At 37.4% G+C, this 25856-nt stretch carries 28 protein-coding genes and 1 tRNA gene; 1 reads left to right on the top strand and 28 read right to left on the bottom strand.

Features of this window, described 5'->3' with window-relative positions:
- Nucleotides 1-15 precede the first annotated feature (15 nt).
- Genes NFR29_RS02945 through NFR29_RS02935 form a run of 3 tightly spaced genes read right to left on the bottom strand, consistent with a single transcriptional unit; the run spans nt 16 to nt 2120 of the window.
- Nucleotides 16-1083 (bottom strand): protein arginine kinase, encoded by a 1068-nt coding sequence (locus NFR29_RS02945; RefSeq protein ID WP_251422992.1) that lies wholly within the window; start codon nt 1081-1083, stop codon nt 16-18.
- Between the two features lie 11 nt (nt 1084-1094).
- Nucleotides 1095-1634, bottom strand: coding sequence for a UvrB/UvrC motif-containing protein (locus NFR29_RS02940; RefSeq protein ID WP_251422989.1), 540 nt, complete (start codon nt 1632-1634; stop codon nt 1095-1097).
- Between the two features lie 6 nt (nt 1635-1640).
- Nucleotides 1641-2120: a CtsR family transcriptional regulator gene (locus tag NFR29_RS02935; protein WP_251422987.1), complete on the bottom strand. Its 480-nt coding sequence runs from the start codon at nt 2118-2120 to the stop codon at nt 1641-1643.
- Between the two features lie 209 nt (nt 2121-2329).
- Here NFR29_RS02935 and NFR29_RS02930 point away from each other — a divergent pair, with 209 nt between their 5' ends.
- Complete coding sequence (locus NFR29_RS02930; RefSeq protein ID WP_251422983.1) at nt 2330-2836, top strand: S-adenosylmethionine decarboxylase family protein; 507 nt, start codon at nt 2330-2332, stop codon at nt 2834-2836.
- Between the two features lie 77 nt (nt 2837-2913).
- Here NFR29_RS02930 and NFR29_RS02925 read toward each other — a convergent pair whose 3' ends face one another.
- From NFR29_RS02925 to NFR29_RS02805, 25 genes are all read right to left on the bottom strand, one after another.
- Complete coding sequence (locus NFR29_RS02925) at nt 2914-3597, bottom strand: HAD hydrolase-like protein (protein WP_251422980.1); 684 nt, start codon at nt 3595-3597, stop codon at nt 2914-2916.
- A gap of 1 nt (nt 3598) precedes the next feature.
- Nucleotides 3599-4024 (bottom strand): Fe-S cluster assembly sulfur transfer protein SufU, encoded by a 426-nt coding sequence (sufU, locus tag NFR29_RS02920; protein WP_251422977.1) that lies wholly within the window; start codon nt 4022-4024, stop codon nt 3599-3601.
- 10 nt (nt 4025-4034) lie between these two features.
- Nucleotides 4035-5264 carry a SufS family cysteine desulfurase gene (locus NFR29_RS02915; RefSeq protein WP_251422974.1) on the bottom strand — a complete coding sequence of 410 codons (1230 nt, stop codon included), beginning with the start codon at nt 5262-5264 and terminating at the stop codon, nt 4035-4037.
- A gap of 12 nt (nt 5265-5276) precedes the next feature.
- Complete coding sequence (locus tag NFR29_RS02910; protein WP_251422971.1) at nt 5277-6323, bottom strand: SufB/SufD family protein; 1047 nt, start codon at nt 6321-6323, stop codon at nt 5277-5279.
- Between the two features lie 9 nt (nt 6324-6332).
- On the bottom strand, nt 6333-7742 hold the full coding sequence (sufB, locus tag NFR29_RS02905) for a Fe-S cluster assembly protein SufB (protein ID WP_251422968.1): 1410 nt from the start codon (nt 7740-7742) through the stop codon (nt 6333-6335).
- 8 nt (nt 7743-7750) lie between these two features.
- The gene (gene sufC / locus NFR29_RS02900) at nt 7751-8494 is read right to left on the bottom strand and encodes a Fe-S cluster assembly ATPase SufC (RefSeq protein ID WP_251422965.1); all 744 of its coding nucleotides are present in this window, start codon (nt 8492-8494) and stop codon (nt 7751-7753) included.
- A 280-nt stretch (nt 8495-8774) separates the two neighbouring features.
- On the bottom strand, nt 8775-10031 hold the full coding sequence (locus NFR29_RS02895; protein WP_251422962.1) for a diaminopimelate decarboxylase family protein: 1257 nt from the start codon (nt 10029-10031) through the stop codon (nt 8775-8777).
- Between the two features lie 66 nt (nt 10032-10097).
- A complete protein-coding gene (locus NFR29_RS02890) occupies nt 10098-10517 on the bottom strand; it encodes a DoxX family protein (protein ID WP_251422959.1) in 420 nt (139 codons plus the stop codon).
- Between the two features lie 303 nt (nt 10518-10820).
- Nucleotides 10821-12449 carry a chaperonin GroEL gene (groL, locus tag NFR29_RS02885; protein WP_251422957.1) on the bottom strand — a complete coding sequence of 543 codons (1629 nt, stop codon included), beginning with the start codon at nt 12447-12449 and terminating at the stop codon, nt 10821-10823.
- A gap of 134 nt (nt 12450-12583) precedes the next feature.
- A complete protein-coding gene (gene groES / locus NFR29_RS02880; protein WP_251422956.1) occupies nt 12584-12865 on the bottom strand; it encodes a co-chaperone GroES in 282 nt (93 codons plus the stop codon).
- Nucleotides 12866-13001: 136 nt separating this feature from the next.
- Complete coding sequence (locus tag NFR29_RS02875; RefSeq protein WP_251422950.1) at nt 13002-13571, bottom strand: ANTAR domain-containing response regulator; 570 nt, start codon at nt 13569-13571, stop codon at nt 13002-13004.
- A 23-nt stretch (nt 13572-13594) separates the two neighbouring features.
- Nucleotides 13595-14977 carry a sensor histidine kinase gene (locus tag NFR29_RS02870; RefSeq protein WP_251422949.1) on the bottom strand — a complete coding sequence of 461 codons (1383 nt, stop codon included), beginning with the start codon at nt 14975-14977 and terminating at the stop codon, nt 13595-13597.
- Nucleotides 14978-15017: 40 nt separating this feature from the next.
- Nucleotides 15018-16052: a tRNA (adenosine(37)-N6)-threonylcarbamoyltransferase complex transferase subunit TsaD gene (gene tsaD, locus NFR29_RS02865; protein ID WP_251422948.1), complete on the bottom strand. Its 1035-nt coding sequence runs from the start codon at nt 16050-16052 to the stop codon at nt 15018-15020.
- On the bottom strand, nt 16049-16498 hold the full coding sequence (gene rimI / locus NFR29_RS02860; RefSeq protein WP_251422947.1) for a ribosomal protein S18-alanine N-acetyltransferase: 450 nt from the start codon (nt 16496-16498) through the stop codon (nt 16049-16051). Before rimI ends, tsaD begins: the two co-directional genes overlap by 4 nt.
- Nucleotides 16499-16522: 24 nt before the next feature.
- On the bottom strand, nt 16523-17275 hold the full coding sequence (gene tsaB / locus NFR29_RS02855) for a tRNA (adenosine(37)-N6)-threonylcarbamoyltransferase complex dimerization subunit type 1 TsaB (RefSeq protein ID WP_251422946.1): 753 nt from the start codon (nt 17273-17275) through the stop codon (nt 16523-16525).
- Nucleotides 17259-17747: a tRNA (adenosine(37)-N6)-threonylcarbamoyltransferase complex ATPase subunit type 1 TsaE gene (gene tsaE / locus NFR29_RS02850; protein ID WP_251422945.1), complete on the bottom strand. Its 489-nt coding sequence runs from the start codon at nt 17745-17747 to the stop codon at nt 17259-17261. Before tsaE ends, tsaB begins: the two co-directional genes overlap by 17 nt.
- Nucleotides 17731-18717, bottom strand: coding sequence for a thiamine-phosphate kinase (thiL, locus tag NFR29_RS02845; protein WP_251422942.1), 987 nt, complete (start codon nt 18715-18717; stop codon nt 17731-17733). The genes tsaE and thiL overlap by 17 nt, the downstream gene beginning before the upstream one ends.
- 105 nt (nt 18718-18822) lie before the next feature.
- Nucleotides 18823-19380, bottom strand: coding sequence for a GerMN domain-containing protein (locus tag NFR29_RS02840; RefSeq protein ID WP_251422939.1), 558 nt, complete (start codon nt 19378-19380; stop codon nt 18823-18825).
- A gap of 2 nt (nt 19381-19382) precedes the next feature.
- Nucleotides 19383-20480 carry an N-acetylmuramoyl-L-alanine amidase family protein gene (locus tag NFR29_RS02835; RefSeq protein ID WP_251422936.1) on the bottom strand — a complete coding sequence of 366 codons (1098 nt, stop codon included), beginning with the start codon at nt 20478-20480 and terminating at the stop codon, nt 19383-19385.
- A gap of 170 nt (nt 20481-20650) precedes the next feature.
- Nucleotides 20651-21574, bottom strand: coding sequence for a ComEC/Rec2 family competence protein (locus tag NFR29_RS02830; RefSeq protein WP_251422933.1), 924 nt, complete (start codon nt 21572-21574; stop codon nt 20651-20653).
- A gap of 3 nt (nt 21575-21577) precedes the next feature.
- Nucleotides 21578-23167, bottom strand: a complete 1590-nt coding sequence (locus NFR29_RS02825) for an NAD(P)H-hydrate dehydratase (protein ID WP_251422930.1) — start codon at nt 23165-23167, stop codon at nt 21578-21580.
- Nucleotides 23168-23171: 4 nt separating this feature from the next.
- Nucleotides 23172-23540, bottom strand: coding sequence for a holo-ACP synthase (gene acpS / locus NFR29_RS02820; protein WP_251422927.1), 369 nt, complete (start codon nt 23538-23540; stop codon nt 23172-23174).
- 135 nt (nt 23541-23675) lie between these two features.
- Nucleotides 23676-23759, bottom strand: a tRNA-Leu gene (locus tag NFR29_RS02815).
- 55 nt (nt 23760-23814) lie between these two features.
- The gene (gene surE / locus NFR29_RS02810) at nt 23815-24576 is read right to left on the bottom strand and encodes a 5'/3'-nucleotidase SurE (RefSeq protein WP_251422924.1); all 762 of its coding nucleotides are present in this window, start codon (nt 24574-24576) and stop codon (nt 23815-23817) included.
- Nucleotides 24577-24584: 8 nt separating this feature from the next.
- The gene (locus NFR29_RS02805) at nt 24585-25847 is read right to left on the bottom strand and encodes a glycosyltransferase family 2 protein (protein WP_251422921.1); all 1263 of its coding nucleotides are present in this window, start codon (nt 25845-25847) and stop codon (nt 24585-24587) included.
- Between the last annotated feature and the right edge of the window lie 9 nt (nt 25848-25856).

Raw genomic sequence — 25856 nt, 5'->3', positions numbered from 1 at the left:
CAAAGTCTGATTATTCTATGCCATATCTACCAATTTTTGACGAATCACAGTTGCCCTGTAAGCATCTCGTTCATTAGTAGTTACATCATCTTTGCCAATATATTTATTTAAAAAATTAGGTCTTGTCACAGCCACGAGCTCATTAAAGCTGTGATCACTCCAGGCAGGTAAAATACCTAAGTCCATACCTAATTGTACATCACTTAACTTTTCTAATGCTTCCTTACCATCAATGCGGCGTGCATATTGTAAAATCCCATAGGAACGCCATAATCTATCTTCTAATCCTTCTCTATCATTATGGAGTAAAGATTGGCGATATTTACGTTCTTCTGCAATGATGCCTTCTACAATTTTCTCCAATTGCTCAATCGTATCTAGCTCACTATCCCCTAATGTACGTTGGTTGGAAACTTGATACATATGCCCTAATGCTTCAGACCCTTCTCCGTATAAACCACGTACAGAATAACCTAATTGAAGGATACTGCGAATTAATCGATTAATACGACCTGTCAATGCTAATGCAGGCAAGTGGAGCATAACAGAAGCACGCATACCAGTCCCTACATTCGTTGGGCATGCTGTAATATAGCCAAACTGTTCATGAAAAGCAAAGACGTGCTTACTTTCAATAGCGTCATCAATAAGAGACGCGTGTTTAAAAGCATTCATTAACTGTAAGCCTGGTTCCATTGCTTGAATGCGAAGGTGATCTTCTTCGTTTACCATAACCGCAACGGATGCGTCATTAGAAACAACTAAGCTTCGATATGGCAACTTTTCTGCCATAGCCGGACTGATCAAATGTTTCTCTACCAATACAGATCGTTCTGTATCGGATAATTTATCTAAACTAATACTAGAGTATTCTCGATTGTCCGCTTTTGTTAAAGTACTAATCAAACCTCTAGCAATAGAGTCAACTTCTTGTAATGAAGGTTCATCGTTTTTATTCGTAAACAAAGGTCCTTCAAAATTTCGTGCCAATCGAACTCGACTCGATATAGCAATGTGTTCACCATTTGGAGAACTATCTTTTAACCAATTACTAAGAGGTGAATCTAATATATGATCTAACATAGTGCTCCTCCTTAGTTTTCGTTACAATCTAAAGCAGACTCTAACTCTTTAATTCTATCCCTCAATCGAGCCGCCTCTTCAAATTGCTCCCCTTGTATGGCTACTTCTAAATCTTTACGCAATTGTTTAATTTCATATTGTTTTTTGAAAGCATTGCTACCTTTACTAGGTACTTTTCCATTATATTCTTTAGAACCTTGTATACGTTGTACTAATGGTTCAATTTGATCTTGGAATACAGAGTAACATTGAGCACATCCAAAGCGACCTAACCGATTAAATTCATCATAAGTATTGCCACAATGAGGACATCGTTTCTGATGTTGAGATTCTAATACATGATTTGGATAGACCATATTTTTGAAAAAATCATTAGTAAAGAAGTTGCTATCCCACATATCATTAACAAAGGAGCTAAAAGGAGAAATTTTACCATCCTTTTGTAAATCACTAGCACAGGAAGCACATAAATGTTGCTCTGTTTTTTCATTATTCACGATATTTGTCATATGGATAGTCGCTTCATTTTGCTTACAATGATTGCATTTCATAGGTTATCACTCCCTCCGCAGTGCCTCTACCATGGAAGCATAGAGATTTCGAATGGCTTCATTTCTCATTTCATAATCTACGTGTTCAATGATTGTAGAAAAAGCATTGTGCATCAATTCTGCTTCTCTTCGGGTAATTTTATCATTTTGAAGCAATTGAAATAATGATTGATCTACGTCACGTATGTCGATTAATCGTTCTACTGTATTCGGACCTTCATAGATACGATAGGTAGTAACGGCTGGTAAGCTTTGTGCCTCTTCTTGATTTAATCGTTGAATACGAATATACCCCCCTAAGCCTCTGCGCGATTCTACATCAAAACCCCTTTCGTTAGAAAAACGTGTACTTAATACGTAACTAATCTGGGATGGAGCACAATTAAGTTCATCCGCTAATTCATTACGTTTTAAAATTAAACGTTCTCGTTCTTCTTTTAATTTATCAAGTATAAATTTTTCTATTTTATCAGCAATCATGCTCATAATTATCATCCTTTCATAATATATTTGTATATATAAATTATTTTTGTTCTTTTGTCTTTTTGACTTTAACATTATTATATTTGACTATTCGATAATTGTCAATATAAAAGTCAAAAAAGGTCAAATTCGATTTTCCCTTTTAAAATAGACGAATCCATGAAATCCATGTATAATGGAATAATATATACTATGAGAAAGAAGGTGTAACAATGGCAGATGCATTAGGAGAACAACTATTAATCGATCTATACGCTTCCGACGAAGAAGTTATTTCTTCCCTTACGGATGTGCAAGAAAGTGTAGCTAATGCCTTCGAACTAGCAAACTTAGAAGTAGAAGAAATGAATTGCCAAGTAATGGATGATGAAATCATCGTATTTGCTATTGCCCATCGTTTCCACTTCACTTTACATGCTTATCCATCCTTAGGCTATATAGCTATCGATACGTACTCATTTGATCGAAATTTACCATTTACGATTTTAATGAAATCTTTACGCCAATCCTTTAGAGCAGAAAAAGTAAAGGCTACAAGCATAAAACGAGCTGATTTTGGTAGCCAACGAGATATGAAGCCGCGCCGCAAAACGAAAATCACTACTCTTGGCCGCGTATCCCGAACTCGTATACAATTAAAACAAACGGGAGGCAAATTAAAACAACAATCAGCAAAAGTGATTAGCTCTTTAGCTAAGAAAAGCGGATTAAAAAAATAAGAGGCTAGAATGACAACAACCCCTTACAGTTAAACTATTTCGTCTAACTGTAAGGGGTTCCTTTATCTAATTTCTTTTTATTTTCTAACCATTAATTCTTCTAAATTAAGAGTCATCACAATATCATCAGCATCATCGCAAAGATATTCTGCATTAGCTGCTTTCAGTTCCTCTTCTGTACCGTATCCATAAGTAACACCAATGGAAATACATCCTAAAGCATTACCTGCTTCTACGTCATATTTACGGTCTCCTACCATATAGGCTAAGCGTCGACCACTATCATCTGTTAAAGGATTTCCAGCAAGATCTAAAGCCTTTTGAAGGATATCTTGTTTATAGATTAGACCTTCTTTATAATTAGCTCCTACGATAACGTCGAAGTATTCAATGATAGAAAAATGTTCTAAAATTTCTCGTGCATAGAGTTCCGGCTTAGCTGTAGCTAGCGCAACAGTATAATGTTCAGCTTTAACTTTTGCTAATAAATCAACGATGTTAGGATATAATTTATTTTCAAATTTCCCCACTGTACCGTAACGTTCGCCAAACTTTTTATATACTACTTCTGCTTGCTCTGCTGTTAGGCCACAATGTTCTTGTAATGAATCTACAATCGGTGGTCCTAAGAACAATAACAATGTTTCATAATCTGGCACTTCATAGCCAAAATGTTGAAGAGCAAATTCAATACTTTTTAATATGCCTTCTTGGGAATCCGTTAAAGTACCATCTAAATCAAAGATTATCGTCTTTTTCATATTACTTTTTCAACGCCTCTTTTAATGTGTGCCATGCCAAAACAGCGCATTTTACGCGAGCTGGCATATTAGAAATATTTTGCAATGCCATAGCATCTTCTAATTCTTCTAATTCAGCTTCATCAGTTACGTCTTTTTTAATCATCCCTAAGAACAATTCCACTAAACGCAACGCTTCTTCTACAGATTTACCTTTCACAATATCGATCATCATAGATGCAGAAGCTTGACTAATAGCACAACCAGAACCTGTATAAGCAGCGTCTTTAACAATGCCATCTTCAACGTCTATTTGAAGGGTTAAATCATCACCACAACTAGGATTGTGACCATGCTCAGAAGTAGTAAATTTAGCAAGTTCCCGTTTATTACGCTTATCTTGATTATGTTCCAAAATAAGTTCTGTATATAATTGATCCATTTCCATAGCTTATCTCCTAATCTTCAAAGCCCATAACGGTACGCACCGTTTTTAATACGTCTAAGAATGCATCTAAATCTTCTTTTCGCGTATATAAGTACATGCTCAAACGAGTCGATGCAGCTACTTTATAAAAAGCGCCTAGTGGTTGCGCACAATGATGACCAGATCGTACACAAATCCCTTTAGAGTCAAGAATAGTAGCCACATCATGAGGATGTACATCGTCTACGGTGAAAGCAATAACACCGTGTTTTTCTTTTGCATTAGTGGAACCAATCACGTGGACATGAGGTATGTCCATTAATTTTGGCAACACATAAGCTACTAACTCTTCTTCATAGGCTTCGATAGCATCCATGCCAAAAGAGTCTAAATAATCCATTGCTGCATGTAATGCCACTGCCCCATCTGCATTAGGTGTACCAGCTTCAAATTTATAAGGCAATTCATTAAAAGTAGTAGTTTGCTCTTTTACATATTCGATCATATCCCCACCGAGCAAGAATGGTGGCATCGCTTCTAAGAGAGCCCGTTTCCCATAGAGAACGCCAATCCCTTGAGATGCGCACATTTTATGACCGGAGAAGACAAAGAAATCACAATCTAATTCTTGCATATCCACTTTCATATGCGGTGTCGATTGCGCACCATCGAGAACGACAACAGCTCCTACAGAATGAGCTTTATCAGTTAACTCTTTCACTGGAAATTCCATACCTAATACATTACTCACATGGGCAAAGGCAACGATTTTTGTATATTCGTCGATTTTATTAATTTCCCCATCTTTTAAATGTCCACTCTCATCTAAGTACATGTACTCCAAAGTAGCCCCTGTTTTGTTAGCTACAAATTGCCAGGTTACAAGATTGGCATGGTGTTCTGCAACAGTAATAACAATTTTATCGCCTGCTTGTAAATTATTGAGACCATAGCTATAGGCAATAAGATTCATCGACTCTGTGCTATTGCGAGTAAAGATGATTTCTTCCCGCTCTCTAGCATTGATGAACTCCACCACTCGCTCGCGAGCATTTTCATAAGCTTCAGACGCTTCGATAGCTAAAATATGAGAACCACGATGAGGATTGCCATTATGATAGAGCATATGATTTACAACCCGATCTGCCACCATTTGTGGGATTTGCGCTGTTGCACCGCTATCTAAATAGATGAGGCGGTGCCCATTATGTTCTCGTTTTAATATGGGAAAATCTTTGTATGCTTCACTAATTGGTCTCATAATCATTCCTCTTTAAATTTTATTACGTACTGCAGCAAGTGCAGCTTCTTCAATGGCTTCGTCACCGATACGATCAATAATTGGTCGAATCATAGATTCTACAATCATATGTTTTGCTTCTGCTTCATTAAAACCACGGCTCATAAGATAGAACAATTTGTTAGCATCAATTTGACCTGCACTAGCAGCGTGATTACCACTTACATTATCTTCTTTACACAATAACAATGGTAAGGAAATCGATTTTACAGTAGGGTCTAGCAATAAAGAAGTATCTTCTTCAGCCCCTTCAGAACCAGTAGCTCCACGAAGGAAATCTAATGTACCACGGAAGGATTTTTTTGCCTTATCACTTAACGCACCTAATGTATGAATATCACTAACAGATTTTTTGCCTCCATGAGTCATGACCAAGGAAAAGTCAAATTTTTGCTCTTTATTACCTAAATAAGCAATATCGTGCACGATGTTACAAGCTTCGCCTTGTAAATCGTGATCATAATTTAATAAGTTTTCTTGGCCCCCAATTTCCACATTGATAAATTCAGCGTCCGCACCGTCAGATAATTTAGTGTAACGATGTTCAATATGTTGTACTGTTTCACCTAAGAGATTGACTTTTTTTACAACCACTTTTGCATTGGCATGTACATCATATTCGTCAAAATACTGAATATTAGTAGCATCCTTAGCAGTTCCATCTAAATAGAATTGAACCTCTAATTCAGCTCCTTCTTCTACGATAAATTGGAAACGACTACCAACGCGATGGCTACCATCAATGCGAATGTGAACAGCTTCTTTGGTATTCGCTGGTACTTGAATGCGATAGCCTTCACCAGCATTCACTAATTGTTGTAAAGCCTCTTCATTGGCGCCTTTATAATTTGTATTAATCAGCGCTGCCCCTGCTGGTAAAGATGTAATAATGCTATCTTTACCGTCGATTTCAGGACGAACTGTTGATTCTGATTCCCCCCATAGACTAACTGGTGTGTGGTTCACACGCAACCATCTAAAGGTCGGTCTTGGGAGTTCATTAAATAGTAATTCGCTCATGCAAACCTCCTAACCGATAGAACCTTCTAATTCTAAACTAATGAGATTGTTCATTTCTACAGCATATTCTAGTGGCAATTCTTTAGAGATAGGCTCTACAAAACCGCGAACAAGCATAGCACGCGCTTCTTCTTCGCTAATGCCACGAGTCATTAAGTAGAAAATAGCTTCATCAGAAATACGGCCGATTTTTGCTTCGTGACCTAAATCGACATTGTCATTTTCTACAATGATTGCTGGAATTGTATCGGATTGAGAAATATCATCAAGCATCAAAGATTCGCAAGATACTGTAGCTTTTGCATGTTCTGCGTTAGGACCGATTTTTAACAAACCTCTATACACAGCAGCCCCACCAGATTTAGAAATGGATTTAGAGTTTACATTACTCGTTGTATATGGCGCATTATGAACGACTTTACAACCAGTATCGAGGAATTGACCTTCACCGGCAAATGTAACGCCTGTAAATTCAGCATGTGCTCCTTCACCATTGAGGATGCTCATAGGATACAAGCAGGATACGCGAGAACCAAAGGAACCAGATACCCACTCAATGGTACCGCCTTTACCAACGATAGCCCGTTTTGTATTTAAGTTATACATATTTTTGGACCAATTTTCGATGGTTGAATAGCGCAATGTAGCGTGATCTTTAACAAACAATTCTACGGCGCCAGCATGAAGATTAGATACATCGTATTTAGGTGCAGAACACCCTTCAATAAAGTGTACTTTGGCTCCTTCTTCTACGATAATCATAGTATGTTCAAACTGACCGGCACCTGGTGCATTCAAGCGGAAGTAAGATTGCAATGGAATCTCTACATGCACACCAGCTGGCACATATACGAAGGACCCACCAGACCAAACAGCGCCATGCAAAGCAGCCCATTTATGGTCAGTAGGAGGAATCAAAGTCATCCAGTATTGTTTAACAATGTCTTCGTGCTCATGAAGAGCCGTTTCAATATCAGTATAAATAACGCCTTGTTTTACAAGATCTTCTTGAATACTGTGATATACAACTTCAGAGTCATATTGAGCACCTACACCAGCGAGGGATGTTTTCTCCGCTTCTGGAATACCGAGGCGGTCAAAGGTCTCTTTAATATCTTCTGGAACTTCGTTCCAATCTTCTTTCATATCTACTTTTGGTTTTACATAGGTATGAATATTATCCATATTTAAACCGCTAATATCGGGAATCCAATTAGGAATCCCCATGCGATTATAAATGTCTAAAGATTTTAAACGGAATTCAAGCATCCATTCAGGCTCTTTTTTATTAGCCCAAATTTCGCGGACGATATCTTCAGTTAAACCGGCATTAGCAATATAAGAATATTCAAATTCATTCTTAATATCGTAGACGCCACGGTCCAAGTCCGCTATTTGAGTCTTTTTGCGTTGTTCCATGTTGCCTCCTAAGCCAATGTTTTATATGCGTCATACCCTTTTTCTTCGATTTCGCGCACTAAAGAAGCGTCCCCAGTTTTAACGATTTTACCGTTAATCAAAATATGAACAAAATCAGGTTTAACTTTTTGTAAAATTTGATTGTGATGCGTAATAATTAATACCGCATTATCTTCGTTGTGGAAACGATCCACCCCTTCAGACACGATACGAACAGCATCAACGTCTAGACCAGAATCAGTTTCATCAAGAATAGCCAATTTAGGATTTAAAATGGACATTTGAAGAATTTCATTTTTCTTGCGTTCACCACCAGAGAAACCTTCATTTACATAACGTTGTGCATAAGCTGTATCGAAGGATAATTGATCCATTTTTTCTTTCAATTCTTTTTTGAAAGCTAAAGCCCGTACATTTTCACCAGTAATTGTAGATTTAGCAGTACGAATAAAGTTTTCTACTGTAATGCCTGGTACGGAAATTGGGTGTTGAAAGGACATAAAAATGCCAAGTTTCGCACGATCATTTACAGCTTCTTCTGTAATATCTTCACCGTCAAATAGAATAGAACCATTATCTACGGTATATAAAGGGTTACCCATAATGGCATTCGCCAATGTAGATTTACCAGCCCCATTTGTCCCCATCACAACGTGGACTTCACCCTTATTAATTGTTAAGTTAATGCCTTTAAGAATTTTTTTATCCTCTACAGACACCTCTAATTCTTTTATCTGAAGTAGTTCAGCCAAAATATTCACTCCTTTTTAGCAACTATAGCTAGCTTTATAATCCTATATTGATAGCACATAAAGAAAAAAGGTGGTACGCACAAACGTGTATACCACCGTAATTCCGCTACTTTAGCAAACATGTGCATAATAATCTACATTCATTATACATTCTTCTCTAAATGATAGCAAGATATTCCTACTAAAATATAATGGAATTAAAAAATTCTTTATATTTTCTAGTTCTATTTCAATTTCACAAATCGAAACTGATCCTTTCCAATTCTCAATATGATGTATTTTATAAGTTAGAGAAATCTAATGTACCAAATAAATCATCATAAGTTTCAGCTCGACGAATTTGCGTTACAGATCCATCTTTGTGAAGTAACAATTCAGCAGAACGCAATTTACCATTATAGTTAAAGCCCATAGCATGACCATGCGCACCCGCATCGTGGATAACAATGCGGTCTCCCATATCAATTTTTGGTAATTCTCGTTGAATGGCAAATTTATCGTTATTTTCACATAAAGAACCAGTTACATCATAGACATGATCCTTTGGTGCATTCTCTTTTCCTACTACTGTAATATGATGATACGAACCATATAAAGCAGGACGCATTAAATTAGCCATACAAGAATCTAAACCAATATATTGACGGTAAATATCTTTTTTATGAATTGCTGTAGAGACTAAATATCCAAATGGACCAGTTACCATACGACCGCATTCATAAGCTAACGCAACGTTGTTAAGACCATTAGCTACGAGAATTCTGTCATATGCGTCTTTAACCCCTTTACTTAACAATTCAAAATCAACTGGTGTCTGTTCTGGCTTATAAGCAACCCCTACGCCGCCGCCTAAATCGATAAATTCAACTTCGATACCAAGTTTTTCTTTAATTTCTACCGCTAAGTCAAAGCAAATTTCTGCTGTCCCTACAAGGCCTGCCACGTCTAATTCGTTAGACACAACCATAGTATGTAAACCAAAATGTGTAACACCTTTATCTTTTAATATTTTGAAAGATTCCAACACTTGATCGCGAGTCATGCCGTATTTTGCTTCTTCTGGTAAGCCAATGATCGTGTTTCCCCCTTCTTTTAAGGATCCTGGATTATAGCGAACACAGAATGTATCTGGTAAAGAACCATGATGTTTTTCAATATATTCAATATGCGTAATATCATCAAGATTGATAATAGCGCCCAATTCTAAAGCTTTTTTAAATTCTTCATAAGGTGTGTCATTGGAAGTAAACATAATATCATGACCAGTAATACCCACTTTTTCACATAAGAGTAGTTCCGCCAAAGAAGAACAATCTGCACCTATTCCTAAATTTTGAAGAATACGCATAATATATGGATTTGGTGTCGCTTTAACAGCAAAATACTGTTTAAAACCTTGATTCCAGGAAAAAGCTTCTAAGAAGCGCGTCATATTTTCTACGATACCTTCTTCATCGTAAATATGAAATGGTGTTGGATATTCTGCAATAATAGCTTCTAATTGTTCTGCTGTAAAAGGAAGTTTTTTCTCGTTCATATATACCTCGCAAATATACAAAAAGGTTCATCCTAGATGAACCTTTTCAAGTAATATATACCTTAATTATTTATTAAATAGGCCATAATCTAAGCTATATCGTCCTGCACCAGCAAGGAATAGCATAATGGCACCAAAGCCCATTTGCGAAGGATAATCCCAACCGAAGAAATTACCATTAATATGTAGCATAGTCGCCACTGCTAACGGTCCGATTAAAAGGAGAGATCCAATACGCGTAAATAGACCAAGAATGATTAAAATACCACCAATCATTTCAGAATATGCTGCCAATGTACCAAGTAACTCATAGCCACCTGTAACACCTAAAGGCTCAAGCATGGCTCCTACTTTATAAAGCCCTTCTGAACCACCTAAGTATTTTAAATACCCGTGGTAAAACATAGATGCTCCTAAAGCAATACGATAGAACAATAAGCCAAAGTTAATATAATTAGGTTTACTTTTAATAAAAAAATTCAACATAATATACACCTCTTACATCAATCGACAAAGAAAATATATCGATTTTTATCAATACGATTATTATATATACGAAGTTCTATTATGTCAAACAAAGACTCATCTATAATTCTATAGAATTATATCATGGAAAGAAATAAAAAATCAATTTTCTTACGAATACTATACTATAACGAAGAATTTTTCCCATAATAGTTATTTCCATACGCTATGCAATTACAAGCCCGTTTAACGGCAAAAAAATAGATAGTGTTACTGAGCAGTAACACTATCTATAATTATATGAGCTATTGTTGTGCTAAATGATTACATCATGCCGCCCATACCACCCATTGGAGGCATGGCAGGCATTGCAGCAGCATTTTCATCAACTTTATCGGCCACAATTGTTTCAGTAGTCAATACAAGTGCAGCAATAGATGCAGCATTTTGTAGGGCAGAACGAGTTACTTTAGCCGGATCTACGATACCAGCTTTCACCATATCTACATATTCTTCCGTTAATGCATTGAAACCTACACCAGCGTCTGTATTTTTTACTTTTTCTACAACAACAGAACCTTCAAGACCTGCATTATAAGCGATTTGACGAACTGGTTCTTCTACAGCACGTTTTACAAGGTTAATGCCTGTTTGTACGTCCCCAGTAGCTTCTAATGTATCAAGAGCAGGAATGATATCGATGAAAGTAGTACCACCACCAGCTACGATACCTTCTTCTACAGCAGCACGAGTCGCATTTAATGCATCTTCAATGCGAAGTTTTTTATCTTTCATTTCTACTTCTGTAGCAGCACCAACTTCGATAACTGCAACACCACCAGATAATTTAGCTAAACGTTCTTGTAATTTTTCACGGTCAAATTCAGATGTAGTTTCTTCTACTTGAGCGCGAATTTGATTTACACGTTGCGCAATAATATCTTTGTTGCCAGCCCCATCAATGATAGTAGTTTCGTCTTTTGTAATACGAACTTGACGAGCTGTGCCAAGGTCTTCTAACTCTACAGAGTCAAGTTTACGCCCCATATCTTCAGTAATAACAGTACCGCCAGTTAAAATAGCAATATCTTCGAGCATTGCTTTACGGCGATCACCAAAGCCAGGTGCTTTAACAGCTACAGCTTTGAATGTGCCACGCAAACGATTTACTACTAATGTAGCCAATGCTTCCCCTTCTACATCTTCAGCAATGATGAGAAGTTCTTTACCTACTTTAACTACTTTTTCAAGAGTTGGAAGCATATCAGCGATAGCACTGATTTTACGGTCTGTAATCAAAATGTAAGGATTGTCCATTACTGCTTCCATACGATCAGGGTCAGTTACCATGTATGGAGAAATGTATCCGCGGTCAAATTGCATACCTTCTACTACATTCAACGCTGTTTGTAAGCCTTTGGATTCTTCAACAGTAATAACACCATCATTGCCTACTTTTTCCATAGCTTCTGCAATTAAGCCGCCGATTTCTTCATCAGCTGCAGATACGCTAGCAACTTGAGCAATTTCAGCTTTACCAGATACTTTAATAGCGCGTTTTTTAACTTCTTCTACTAATGTATTAACAGCTGTTTCAATGCCTTTTTTCAAAATCATCGGATTTGCACCAGCTGCTACATTGCGCATACCTTCTTGAATCATAGCTTGCGCTAATACAGTAGCAGTTGTAGTACCGTCACCAGCTACATCATTTGTTTTTGTAGCAACTTCTTTAACAAGTTGAGCCCCCATATTTTCAAATGGATCTGAAAGCTCAATATCACGAGCAATCGTTACACCATCGTTAGTAATTGTTGGAGCACCAAATTTTTTATCTAATACAACATTACGACCTTTAGGGCCTAATGTAACTTTTACAGCATTTGCCAATTGATCGACACCGCGACCAAGAGCACGGCGAGCTTCTTCATTAAACAAAATTTCTTTTGCCATAATAATACCTCTCTTATATTGAATCTTCTATGTGTTACTTATATGTATTGCATCCTTTTATATTTAGTTATTCCTATGAAATCGGCTATTAAGGTATGGCCGATACTTTTAATAACTATCTATGGATTTATAGATTAAAGAACTGCTAAAATATCCCGTTCACTAAGAATTAAATGAGTTACGCCATCTACTTCAACTTCAGTACCAGCATATTTTGCAAACATAACGCGATCACCAATATTAACTTCTGGTGCTACACGTTGACCATTTTCATATACTTTACCAGCACCAACAGCTACAACTTCGCCTTCTTGAGGCTTTTCTTTGGCTGTGTCTGGAAGAAAAATACCACTTTTAGTTTTTTCTTCTTTTTCAACTAAACGAATTACAACGCGATCAGCTAATGGTTTTAACATACGATGTCACTCCTTATTTATAGTTCATTATTTATTAGCACTCAACTCCTTTGAGTGCTAATCACATATATTATTATAACTCATGATTAAATAATTGCAAGTATTATTTTTGATTTTTTGACTAATTTGATTTTTATTAACTTTTTGCCTGTTGTTCTACAATTAATGTAGCTATTTTTCCAATCCTATCTCGCCGCTTCATCGCTAAGGAACGGATTCGATAAAATGCTTCCTCTTCACTGATTGTATAAGTTTCCATCAAAATGCCTACTGCTTTTTGAATCACTTTGCGTTCTTCTAGGCTCAATTCTAAATCTTTTAACTCTTGACGACGTTTAGAGTCATCCCGAAAACGACCAATAGCCATTTCTAAAGTAGGTACTAACTGTTCTTCTCGAACTGGTTTAATTAAATACCCATACACACCAGAGTCTTTCGCTTTTTCAATTAAATTTTGTTGACTAAAACTAGTGAGTAAAACTACGGGAGCTATATGATGGTAAGCAATTTGTCGAGCCGCTTCAATGCCATCTAACTCCGGCATTTTCACATCCATAAGGATTACATCGGGTACCAGTGCTTTGCAAAGGTTGATCGCTTCTACACCATTTTTACCTTCCCCTACAACTTCATGGCCTTCTGAAGTCAATATATCGGTTAAATCCATTCGTATTAACGATTCATCATCAACAATTAAAATCCGCATCATTTACTCCTTACACAAAGCTATTACACTTCTTTTTTTATAGAAATCGTAACAGCTGCGCCTATATCCGTATTATTACATCTTACGTGCCCCCCTAGTTCGTGGATCACTAAGTTATTAATGATTTGCATGCCCAATCGCTTACTTTTTATAATATCAAAATTTTCTGGGAAGCCTCGACCTGTATCACTAACAATGAGGTCAATATATTCATCACGATTTTGTACATCCAACCAAATCGTTCCATCCAATCCAGCCAATCCATGCTCTAAACAATTAGTAATAAGTTCATTAATAATTAAAGAAATATAACTAGCTTGATGGGATGAAACAATATATTCAATACCAGTGTACCGAAATTCTACGGCCTGATCGTTTTGAATTAAACTCTGTCTAAGTAGACGGCAAAGCTCATCATAAATAGACCGAACCGCAATATAATCTTCATCGTAATGAGATACTAAATCATGTACTAAAGCCATACTCTCAATGCGAGAAATGCCTTCTTGAAGTGCCGATTTTACCTCTGGCAAATCAGAACGCCGCGCTTCCATCCGCAAAAGCCCCGCCACAGTTTGCAAATTATTTTTTACACGATGGTGAATTTCCTTAATAATAGAGTTCTTCACTAACAGCTCCTGCTGTTGTTTACTTTCACGAGTCCAATCGTGAAGGATTAAAATACATCGCGTCTCGTTGCGCCCCATAGGGATGGGAATCATTTGTTGTCGCAGAACCATATCGTAATACACTTCTTCGGATTGATAAGGAGTTCGAGACTCTAATACATGCTGAATGGCTGATATTTTCAAAGAACTACCAAAAATAGAATTTCCTTCTAATCGGCGGTCTACACCAATCGTATTAGCTAAGTGAAAAGCACCTTCATTACCATATAAAATGGTCCCTGTTTGATCAAAAATAATAAGACCATCTAAATAGGACATAGGCTCATAGCCTTTTACTTGCTCTTCTGTAGCGGTCAACATGAGGCGCTGTACTGTATCCACCAAGATATAGTCTCGTTCTTCATCAAAAGTGTTCTGCTTCATAATGGAAGAAAAAGAAATGACACCGATAATTTTCCCCCCATTATCAACGATAGGAAAGGCATATTCATAGGTTTCCCCATGCAATACTTGAATCGCCTCACCTTCACGAGCGACCTTCGCAAAGGAAGAGCTATTTTTTTCTATCAAAGAAAGTCCTTCTCGATTATGTGTCATACATAATAGCTTATTTACGGGTGAAGATTCATTAGTCGTCACAGGAGTTAGAATTTCTATATCATAGCCTGTTATAGACGATCCAAAATTGAGAAATGTAGCAATATGTATTAACAAAGAAGCTTGCGAGCCATCTAATTCTGTATAGCTCAATATGTCCTCATATATACGATTAGTCATGTAGTACACCCCTCTCTTTATCACTCAGTCTATATCTCTATTATTCAGCTTCTACCCACGATACGGCCCCAATAGGTACATTTGGTTTCGCATTTAAATGTAAATCGCTAAATTTACCAGCTTGTGCCATATAGTAAGCACGACAACCAATCATAGCTGCATTATCAGTAGACAAAATGCCACTTGGTTTGTAATAAGTAAATCCTTCTTCTTTACACATCGTCTCTAGGGCTACTTGTAATCCTTTATTGGCAGAGACACCTCCTGCAACAGTGATCTTTGTTTCCCCTAAAGCTTTTGCAGCATGACGAGTTTTTTCTACTAATACGTCTACAATAGCTTTTTGAAAAGATGCTGCTACATCAGCTTTATTAATATCTTCCCCTTTTAGATTTTTACTATTTAAATAATTAAGTACTGACGACTTTAATCCACTAAAACTAAATTCGTAATTACCTTCTTCACTTAATGCTTTTGGAAATTCAATAGCCTCCGGATTGCCTTCTTTAGCGAGAGCATCAATATGAGGTCCACCTGGATAGGGGAATCCCATCACTCGTGCAATTTTATCAAAAGCTTCCCCCGCTGCATCATCCCTCGTTTGTCCTAAGATATGAAATTCTTCATATCCTTTTACATGAACAATCATAGTATGTCCACCGGAAACAACTAAACTCAAAAATGGTGGTTCCAGTTCAGGATTAGCTAAAAAATTGGCAAAAATATGGCCTTCCATATGGTGCACTGGTACGAGGGGAATGCCCGTAGCAAAAGATAAGCCTTTTGCTGCTGCCACACCTACTAATAAGGCACCTACTAAACCAGGCCCATACGTAACGCCAATATGATCAATATCATTTAACGTGATACCTGCATCTATTAACGCTTTATCAATAACAGGGATCACTTGTTCAATGTGATGACGGGAGGCCACTTCGGGAACTACGCCGCCAAATTTTTGATGAATCGGTACTTGGCTAGAAATAACATTACTTAGTACTAACCGCCCATCTTTCAGCACTGCCGCTGATGTTTCGTCACAACTACTTTCCAGTGCTAATGTATATACACTCATTGTTCTTCCTCTTTAATTAAAGACATAATATAAGCATCTTCTTTCGGTTCCGAATAATAGTCTTTTCGTATGCCTTTAACAGTAAATCCTAATTGTCTATATAATGCTAGGGCTGGATAATTAGATACTCTCACTTCTAAAAAAATTTCATTCATGCCCCTTTGAAAGCATAGCTCCATTAAATATTGGGTCAGCAATTTTCCATACCCTTTACGACGATATAAGGGATGGACTGCAATATTCGTAATTTGTCCTTCGTCATAAACGAGCCATGCACCGGCATAAGCTTCTACGCCTTCTTCTGTTTCAACTACCACATAGAGCTTGCGCTCCCTATCTTCTAGTTCCGATGTAATTGATTCTAAGCTCCAAGGCACAGAAAAGGAGGCTTCTTCAATTTGATAAATAGCTTCACTATCTTCAACAGTAGCCAATCTTATATTCATAGACTTCCTTTCTGCTTCTATTGTTTATAGTTTATATACTGTGTCAACAACAGTAACTGTAGGTTCTACTAAATTATCTAATTCATCTTTGTGTTTTTCTTCCCATAATACTTCTGCTTCACTGCGACGAATGTACTGAGGAACCATATCCATAGGACTTTCAATATTACCCGCTGCTATCTCACTGCGAGCTGCTACTAATAAAGAGCCCGCCTTTGGAATTTGATAAATTGGATTTGCCATATATAACAATGGATGAGCTTTAACTAAAGGAGCAATTCGTTTAATACCATCCCCCACGAAGATTATCTCTTTTCCCTGTGCTTCTAAGCGTTCTACCAAATGACTTGCTTCTATAACAAAAGGCGCCTCTATAGATACAAGAGTGCTTCTATCATAGGTATATAAAGCAGCGTATACATGTTTCTTTTGCGCATCAACAACGGTACAAATTTGATGTGTTGTATAAGGAATATTATGGGCTAATCCATCAAGCGTACTCACGCCATATAAAGGAATTTGCAACGCATAGGCCATGGCCTTTGCTGTCCCCATACCTATACGAAGTCCAGTAAAAGAACCAGGACCTTTTGTGACAACGATACCTTTTAAGTCTCGTTTATTTACTTGAGCCATCGTCAACAATGCATCTATATGAGGTACTAATTGTTCCGAATGCGTTAACCCTGCTTGCATAGTGATCTCCCCAAGCAAGTGTTCTTCTTTCATAACTGCAACACTAGAAACGAGAGAACTCGTTTCAATGGCTAACCACATAGATACCTCCTATTTCTTTTAATACATTTTCATCAAATATATCACTCTTCAATTGAATAGAACGACTCGTCTCGTTCATAGCAGTAATATAAATCCAAAGTGTTTCTTCTGGCAATTCATGAGTAAATTTATCAGCCCACTCGACAATACTCACTTCTTGTTCCGTATATTCATAAAAACCTATATTTTCCAATTCGTATACATCATCTAATCGGTATAAATCAAAATGATAGACATGTCCTATGGAAGCAGTGTAGGTATTCATCAATGCAAAGGTTGGACTCGTAATCTCTTCTGTAATACCTAGTCCTGCTGCAATACCTTGAGACATATGAGTCTTTCCTGTTCCTAAATCGCCCACTAAAGCAATACAAATTGGGGCCTCTCTATGCTCAACCCAAGCACCTAAACGGCGTCCAAATTCTTGGGTCTCTTCTACTGTATGTGTTTCTAAATTAATAACATGACTCATGGAAATGATTATACCCTTTCTTCTCTAATCGGTAGGCCTTTTGATCTGCTCCCATCATCGTCACTTCTGGAGGACCTGCTGTAACGAATCCAATTATAGTTACACCAGATAACTGCAACAAGTCTTTTTCTAAGGATTTAGGTGCTGTAAAAAGGAGTTTAAAATCTTCTCCTCCATGCAAAGCATAATGTAATGGTGACAGTCCTACTTGTTTTGCCAATCGACGCGTCTCTTCATGTAAAGGAATAGCTTCGCTATCGATATTGAGAGATACATTAGAAGCTTCTGCAATTTCATAAAGCTCACTACTTAGACCATCGCTAATATCATTCATACTGTGAACCCCTAGCTGTCTAAGAGTCCAACCAAGTTCAATTTGTGGGATTGGTCTTCGATGAACAGTTACACTTATAGGGTAATCTTCATAACCACGCCGAAGAGCTTCTAAACCAGTAGCGGCTAATCCCAACGAATCTGTTACACCTATTATATCACCAGGCTGCGCACACGATCGCAAAATAGCTCTACCTCTCGGTACTTCACCGACAATTGTAACAGTCCACACCATAGGTCCCTCTGTACGAACGGTATCGCCACCAATTAAATTGATCTTATACTCTTTACACTGATCTTTTATCCCCCTATATATACTAGTCAATGTAGCAAGGGACATATCTTCATGAGCGGCTACAGATAGAACGACTTGCCTTGGTATACCACCCATGGCAGCTATATCACTAATATTGGCAGTCATCAAACGATAGCCTACATCATAGGGCTCCATATAGCGAAAGCTAAAATGAACACCTTCCACCATCGTATCAGTACTGATTAATTGATCGTAACCATCAGTACTTTTATAGACTGCACAATCGTCCCCTATACCTTTATATATAGTATGTCCATCATAAATCGTATCACTTTCGATATGGTGAATAAATTGGAATTCCCCTACATCTTTTAATTGCATAGTGTCACCTTTTCCTTTTAGCACTATATGTATTGTAACATATATAGGAATACGAAAACATCGACTTCCTCCAAAGAAGAAGCCGATGTATAAGATATATGTATTTTATTGTTTAATGTAACTTTCCATTCGCTTTAATGGCTCTTCTGTATCAAAAGAACCTACAAGGTTCACTTTTTTACCATTTTCTACGAATAGAACACCTTTAATCGTATCAAAAGATGTTAAGGTATTTACAATAGCAGCCATTTGTAATTTAACTGCTAAGTCACCACCACGGCCTTCTACGAAAGCCTTATTAACTTCTACTGATGCAATACCATCTTTTACTGTTACAGAAATCACATCTACATCTTTAGGGAATGTAGGATATTCTTGCGCTCTATCAGCTTTTAACATGGCTTGCAACGCAGCTTTTGGTGTTATAGAGTCACTCGTTTCTTTCGTAACTCGTTTTACCCCAGAGCCATCTTCTGCAGGAATATAGTAAACTAATTTGCTCATTTCATTAGTTGCTTTTCCCGTCTCTTTTTGAGTTGTTACTTGGGTAGATTCATGAGTCGATTTTGACTCTGTTCCCGGTAATTGATTAGAACTGCAACCTGCTGCAAAGACTAGGACGCCTACACAAGCAATCGTTGCAAGTTGATTACGAATGTTCATCCTTAGCCTCCAAAGTAGTTAGCAATACCATTAGCAATACGATTTGCAAAATCTTGCTCTGTTTGAGCATTTTTCAACGCTCGCTCTTCTTGTGGGTTAGAAATAAATCCTAATTCAACAAGAACAGCTGGCATTTTAGAATGTCTCAATACATATAAATTACCTTCTTGAATACCTCGATCTCCTTTAAATCCAGGAGTATCTGCAATTTCATTTTGAATTTTTTGTGCTAATCGAGCATCATTAGAAGTTTTGCTGTAGTAGTATGTAGCAATACCGCCTACGCTTGGATTTGTGAAAGAGTTAATGTGAACACTAATGAACGCATCAGAGTTATTAGCGTTTGCTACTCTTACACGAGCCCCTAATTCATCAGCACCGCTTGCATGTGGCCCGTACACGTCCACATCAGTAGTACGAGTCATAAACACCTTTGCACCACGTGCTTCTAAAGCGGTTTTTAAATAATTGGAAATAGGTAATGTTGCTTGCTTTTCTTGGTATCCAGTTGGACCAATCGCACCTGGGTCACTGCCGCCATGACCAGGGTCAATAGTAATGACTTTACCTTTTAAGCCACCAGATGTACTATAATTGCCAGATCCTGCATTTTTACTACTTGCTGGCAATGTAGCTGGAGATGGTTTCTTGCCATAGTTAACTTGTTTAGGAGCAACACCTTTCTTTTGCAAGTCTACAACAATACGATAAGGCTTTTTATTTACCGTATCTTTTTTCAAAGAAAATACTTTTAAATCCTCTGTTTCCAATGCAGATGGCGTTTTTATGGTTACTTTTACATCTTTGCCAGCTTGTACAAACTGTGCGGAGCTAGCAATGGAAGAATCCATAGAAATATTTCGTTTGCTAGTCTTTAACTTTGTGTTTTTCAAAGTTACCGTTGTAGTTTTTCCATCTTTACTAATAGATGCAGCAGCTTTTACAGGTGCAGAGAGATCCATAACCATCCGTACATAAGGGATAGGTGCATCGGTTCTCGTTACCCAGCGAGTATCCTGTAGATCAGCGGCCTTTGCTTGGCTTAACAACAATGGCAATGCCATGAAGAAAGCAAAGCACATCAAAAATAGTTTACGCAATACATTCACTCCAATCTAATGACATAGGTTCGTTCAAACTATCATTATATATGAACTACACAATTGTCCAATTAAGTATTATCCTATTAATCTAGTATAAACCAATAACAAATTATAAATCCATTATTTCATACAAAAATGAAGATAGGTATACGGATTAGACATATACATTATCTCTCTGTTGAAATTTGCCATTCATTACCATCTGTACTAATATGAATTCGGCCCATCGTATCAGTACGATATATACCAACATTATGGTCTCGCAAACGACGCAATGTTACGTCATGCGGGTGGCCATAGTCATTATAGAGGCCTGACGAGATCAATGCACTTTCTGGCTTTACAGACTTAATAAAATCTTCAGTACTACTCGTCCTTGATCCATGGTGACCTACTTTGAGTACGCGAGAGAAAAGCTTACTATTTTGCTCTTTTGTGAGTCGCTCTTCCGCTTCTCGTTCTGCATCACCGGTGAACAACATGGAAAATTTACCGAAAATAAATTTACCTACAATGGAGTTATTATTTAAATCAGGTTCTCCTTTTTCATCTGTAAGTACCTTATCCCAAGGAGCATATACAACCCAAACTGCCCCATGCCCAAAATCTATAACATCACCTTTTTTCAACACTTTTCGATTGATTTTATTTTTCTCAATCCACCGTTCATAGGTTTTATACATATTATTATCTACATTAATACCATTATCATAAATATGCTCAATAGGCATGGCCTTGGTAATAGCTAAGAAACCACCCATATGATCACCATGGGGATGGGTGATAATTAAGTGCTTTAATTTCTTAACCCCCATATTTTTTAATTGACTCACAATTGTATCACGATGTTCAATATCACCAGTATCAATCATACTATATTCATCGCCTACTTTAATAACCGTTGCATCACCTTGACCAATATCGAGCATATAGATATCTACTCTGCCTTCTGGTGTCGTTTGTTTTGTTTCAATAGAATAAGCCCCTCCAACTTGCGTCGTTGGAAGATTTGTAATGCCACAACCAACTAAGACTAGGAGTGGAATACATAAAGCTAGCAAAAATAGAATAATTCGCCGCATATCCTTCATAATTTACCCTTCTAATAATTCTTTGATAACAACACCTACATGAGCAGCTACTTCACTTGGGGTGTAGCCCCACTCTTTTTCTTCTCTTAATATGTCTGCACTTCTACTATGCAAATAAACACCTAACAAAGCACTGTCTTGTAGAGAGTATCCTTGTCCAATCAATGCGCCAATAATACCTGTTAAAGCATCGCCCATGCCACCAGCCCCCATACCAGCATTACCTAATGTATTGATATATACATAACCAGTTGGCATAGCTACCAATGTAGGAATACCTTTCAGTACAAGAATTACATCATGTGCCACACTAAATTGAATTGCTAAGTCTAAATAATGACGTGCCACAAAGGATGTAGATTTTCCTATAAGACGTCCAAATTCACCTACATGAGGAGTCATAATAGAATGCTCAAACTGTCTAGTGCCATCGTAGCGAATTGATCCATCTTCTAATGTATGAACTTCTCCAATAGTTCCTAAAGCAAATAAAGCATCTGCATCAATAACTTTAGGACCTCTAAACTGAGTTAATAGAGTATCAACTAAAATATTAACTTCAGTGGTCCGGCCTAACCCAGGTCCAATAGCAAGTACATCAAAGCAATTATAATCAATAGAATTATAACTTATATCATCGTTCGTAAAAGCATTGACCATGACTTCTGGTAAAATCTTGCTTTGTACGATAGTCTGTATCGACTGAGGTACGGCCAGAGATACTTTGCCAGCACCACTTCGAACAGCAGCATTGCCACTAATAATCGGTGCTCCTACCATAGAGGTAGAGCCTCCAACAACGAGTATACTTCCATTAATCCCTTTATGAGCTACGGCAGATCGATAATGAATGATAGGCTCTACCAATTCTTTATCTAATGTAATATATGTCGTTCTACCGATAGAATTGTCATGATCCGCGGTAAATAGTTCGTACCACGGTATACCAAGGGGCGCTACCACCACTGTGCCAGCCCGTTCTTTTCCAGGATAGAGTAGTAATCCTGTTTTAATGGCTCCAAAAGTAACGGTTCCATCATAGGATAATGTATAGTCTGATATGTATCCATTTGTTGCATCTGTACCAGCGGGTACATCAATAGCCCAGAGAGGAAAACCATATTGTGTCCGTTCTATATCAATTTTGTGCAATATTAGTCCCAACTCTTTACGCATAGTTCCTACAAAACCAGTGCCTACTAAAGCCTCCACCAGGACAGCAACTTGCGACCAATCAAAGAAAGAATCTAGGCTTTCCGTATCAATCCCTAAGGCCTTAATAATATCTAATTGCTCTCGAAATAAAGGAGTCCCATTTATTTCATGGCCAACGATAAGAATTTTAACGGGAATACCTTGTTCTTTTAGGTGCCTTGCAGCCACTAACCCATCTGCACCATTATTGCCAACCCCACAAAGAAAGAGGACAAACTTTTCCAATGGACCTTCGCATATAGCGGCTTGCTCAAATTGATAAATTGTTTCAGCTACACCCCGTCCTGCATTTTCCATGAGTAATGATAAGGGCATTTTAAAATAGCGAGGTACGTATTCATCTATATAGCGAGCTAATTCTCGAGTTAATGCATACATAGTATTACTCCTTTATAATAGCCGTACTCATAGCATATTCTTTACAATGACTAATAGAAATAATAACATCTCTTAAGTTCATGCTTCGTATTTTATCTGCAAATACACCGCTCAATGTAACGATAGGCACACCTAGTTCATCGTGACTAATCTCTAGATCTTGCCACGACCCCTCTCTTAATCCCGTTCCTAAGGCCTTTAATATGGCTTCTTTAGCGGCATAAATGCCAGCGTAAGAATGAAAGCGATTAATCCCTTTGTTCTCACAATATTGAATTTCTCGTTCCGTATATACTCGTTTAAGAAAACGCTCTGATTTTTGGATAGCCTTTTCAATGCGGCATATTTCAATAATATCTATACCTAATTTCATACCATGCCTCACATATATAACTTATCTTATTATTATACAAAATTATGTCCAAAATTGCATTGTTCCCTATCTATCATAAACCTACTTTTATACAAAAAGAAAAGGTGATAAGATTGAAATCTTATCACCTTTAGTTGGTGCCGGAGGTGGGACTTGAACCCACACGGTGTTACCCGCTTGATTTTGAGTCAAGTGCGTCTGCCATTCCGCCACTCCGGCATCTCGGAACATTCTTGATTATATAGGAATGCTCCATCTATGTCAACCTTAAAAACTAACTTTCTTTCAAAATATTTTCTAAGGTTTCCATATCTTCATCATTTTGTTGTTTCCATGTCAATGTTACGCCTGTAATATAACCTTTTCTAGCATATTCTACATCTGTAGGAAAGGCTTCTTTGCCATGATCCAAATTACCGGCTAACCAATAATAATCTTGCCCTCTGGAATTAACTCGAGCATCGATAATATTGCTATAGGTCTGTAACCCTTGGCGCACAATTTTAAAGTGCTCCCAGTCACACAAACCATCTTTTGGGAAATTGACATTGAGCAGTCCTGAAAATTGATGTTTTTCAAATATAGTATGAATCAAATCACCAATAAAAGGATGCATTTCATTCCCTCTTGTATCACTATATCGTTCTACCGATAACGCTAACCCCGGAATACCAAAGAAACAGCTTTCCATAGCAGCCGATACTGTACCGGAATACAATACATCAGAACCTAAATTAAATCCATGGTTAATACCGGATACAACCATATCGGGCATATCATCTACTAAGAGATAACTGAGAGCAAATTTCATACAATCTGCTGGTGTTCCCGTTAACGCATAGAGCCGTGGATTACTAGTATCTTCGCTGAAAGCATCTAATTTCAAAGGATTTTCAGTAGTCAACGCATGAGACTTGGCACTCTGTTCTGTAGCTGGCGCCACAACTGTAATACGATGAAACTGACTCAAATAATCCGCCAATCGACGCAATCCAGGAGCTAAAATACCATCATCATTACACATCAAAATATGCATATATTCTCCTATTTTTTAGATTTATTCATATTACCCATACGCGTTAATTTTACATCATTAAGCCCCACTGCCCGTGTATGCTGCGTATGAGACCACACTTTATTATGGCGTCTAAAGAAGCCCAATACATTGACAGGTACCCATGTATATACAAAAAGTGGATATAAAAAATAATAGAACCACACTTTAGGAGGCACTTTTATTTTAAGCAATACTATAAGAGGGAATAAATATTGACCTACACCAATGACAGTCCATACCGACATAGGTAGAATTTGATATAAAATATTCGTATAAATCGGTATAAACGCATTAATATAGGAAAATACTAAATAAATGGTAGTAAGCAATAAAAAATATGGCTGTGTCACTTGGAAAATACCGTCCAAGATCATAAGATTCCCTTCTTTAATGCCTATAGCGAATAATTTAGGAATATATCGACCAGCACAATCAAATTGACCTTGTGCCCAGCGTAATCGCTGTTTACAAGAAGCCATTAAAGTCGTTACTTTCTCATCATATACGATGGCATCATGGGCCCAACAAGTACGAATACCGTGGGTTAAGAGCTTCATGGAAAATTCTAAATCTTCTGTAAGACTAGTACAACTCCAACCATAAGTTTTAATAATGTCTGTACGAATACACATACCCGTACCACCTAACGCAGTAGACAAACCAATGCGATATTTTGCTAAATGCCACATATGGTTGACCATCCAAAAGGCAATCGAGAAAGTACCTGCTACCCAAGAGTCTGTAGGATTCTTTGAATTCAAATAACCTTGAATAACAACTTCTCCTTTTTCCAGATGGTCGTTCATTTCCAACATAAATTGAGGATGTACTAAATTGTCGGCATCAAATACAAGGTAGGCATCATAGTTTCGATCCATCTGTTCGATGCGGTTGAACATCCATCCCATAGCGTAGCCTTTTCCTACTTCTTCTTTATTAAATCGCACATGCACATTAGCACCTGCTGCTTCAGCAACAGCTGCTGTATTATCAGTGCAATTATCAGCCACTACAAATATATCGTATAACTCATTTGGATAGTCTAAGTCTTTTAAATTTTTTACGAGTTCTCCCACTACTAACTCTTCATTATGAGCGCAGATAACGATAGCAAAAGAGTTTTTTGGGATATAGTTTTTATGAACTCTAGAACGCCACATGCCGGCAACGGCGAGGATAAAATAATAAATCGTATAAATTACGATTATTACCTGCATCGGAATCAGTAGTAGATCCAGTAGGTAATCCATAAAGTATGC

Source organism: Veillonella agrestimuris, from assembly GCF_943193065.1.
In the GTDB taxonomy this organism is placed as follows: domain Bacteria; phylum Bacillota; class Negativicutes; order Veillonellales; family Veillonellaceae; genus Veillonella; species Veillonella agrestimuris.
Note: the sequence above shows the minus strand (reverse complement) of the source record. Positions and strands in the feature narration are given on the sequence as shown.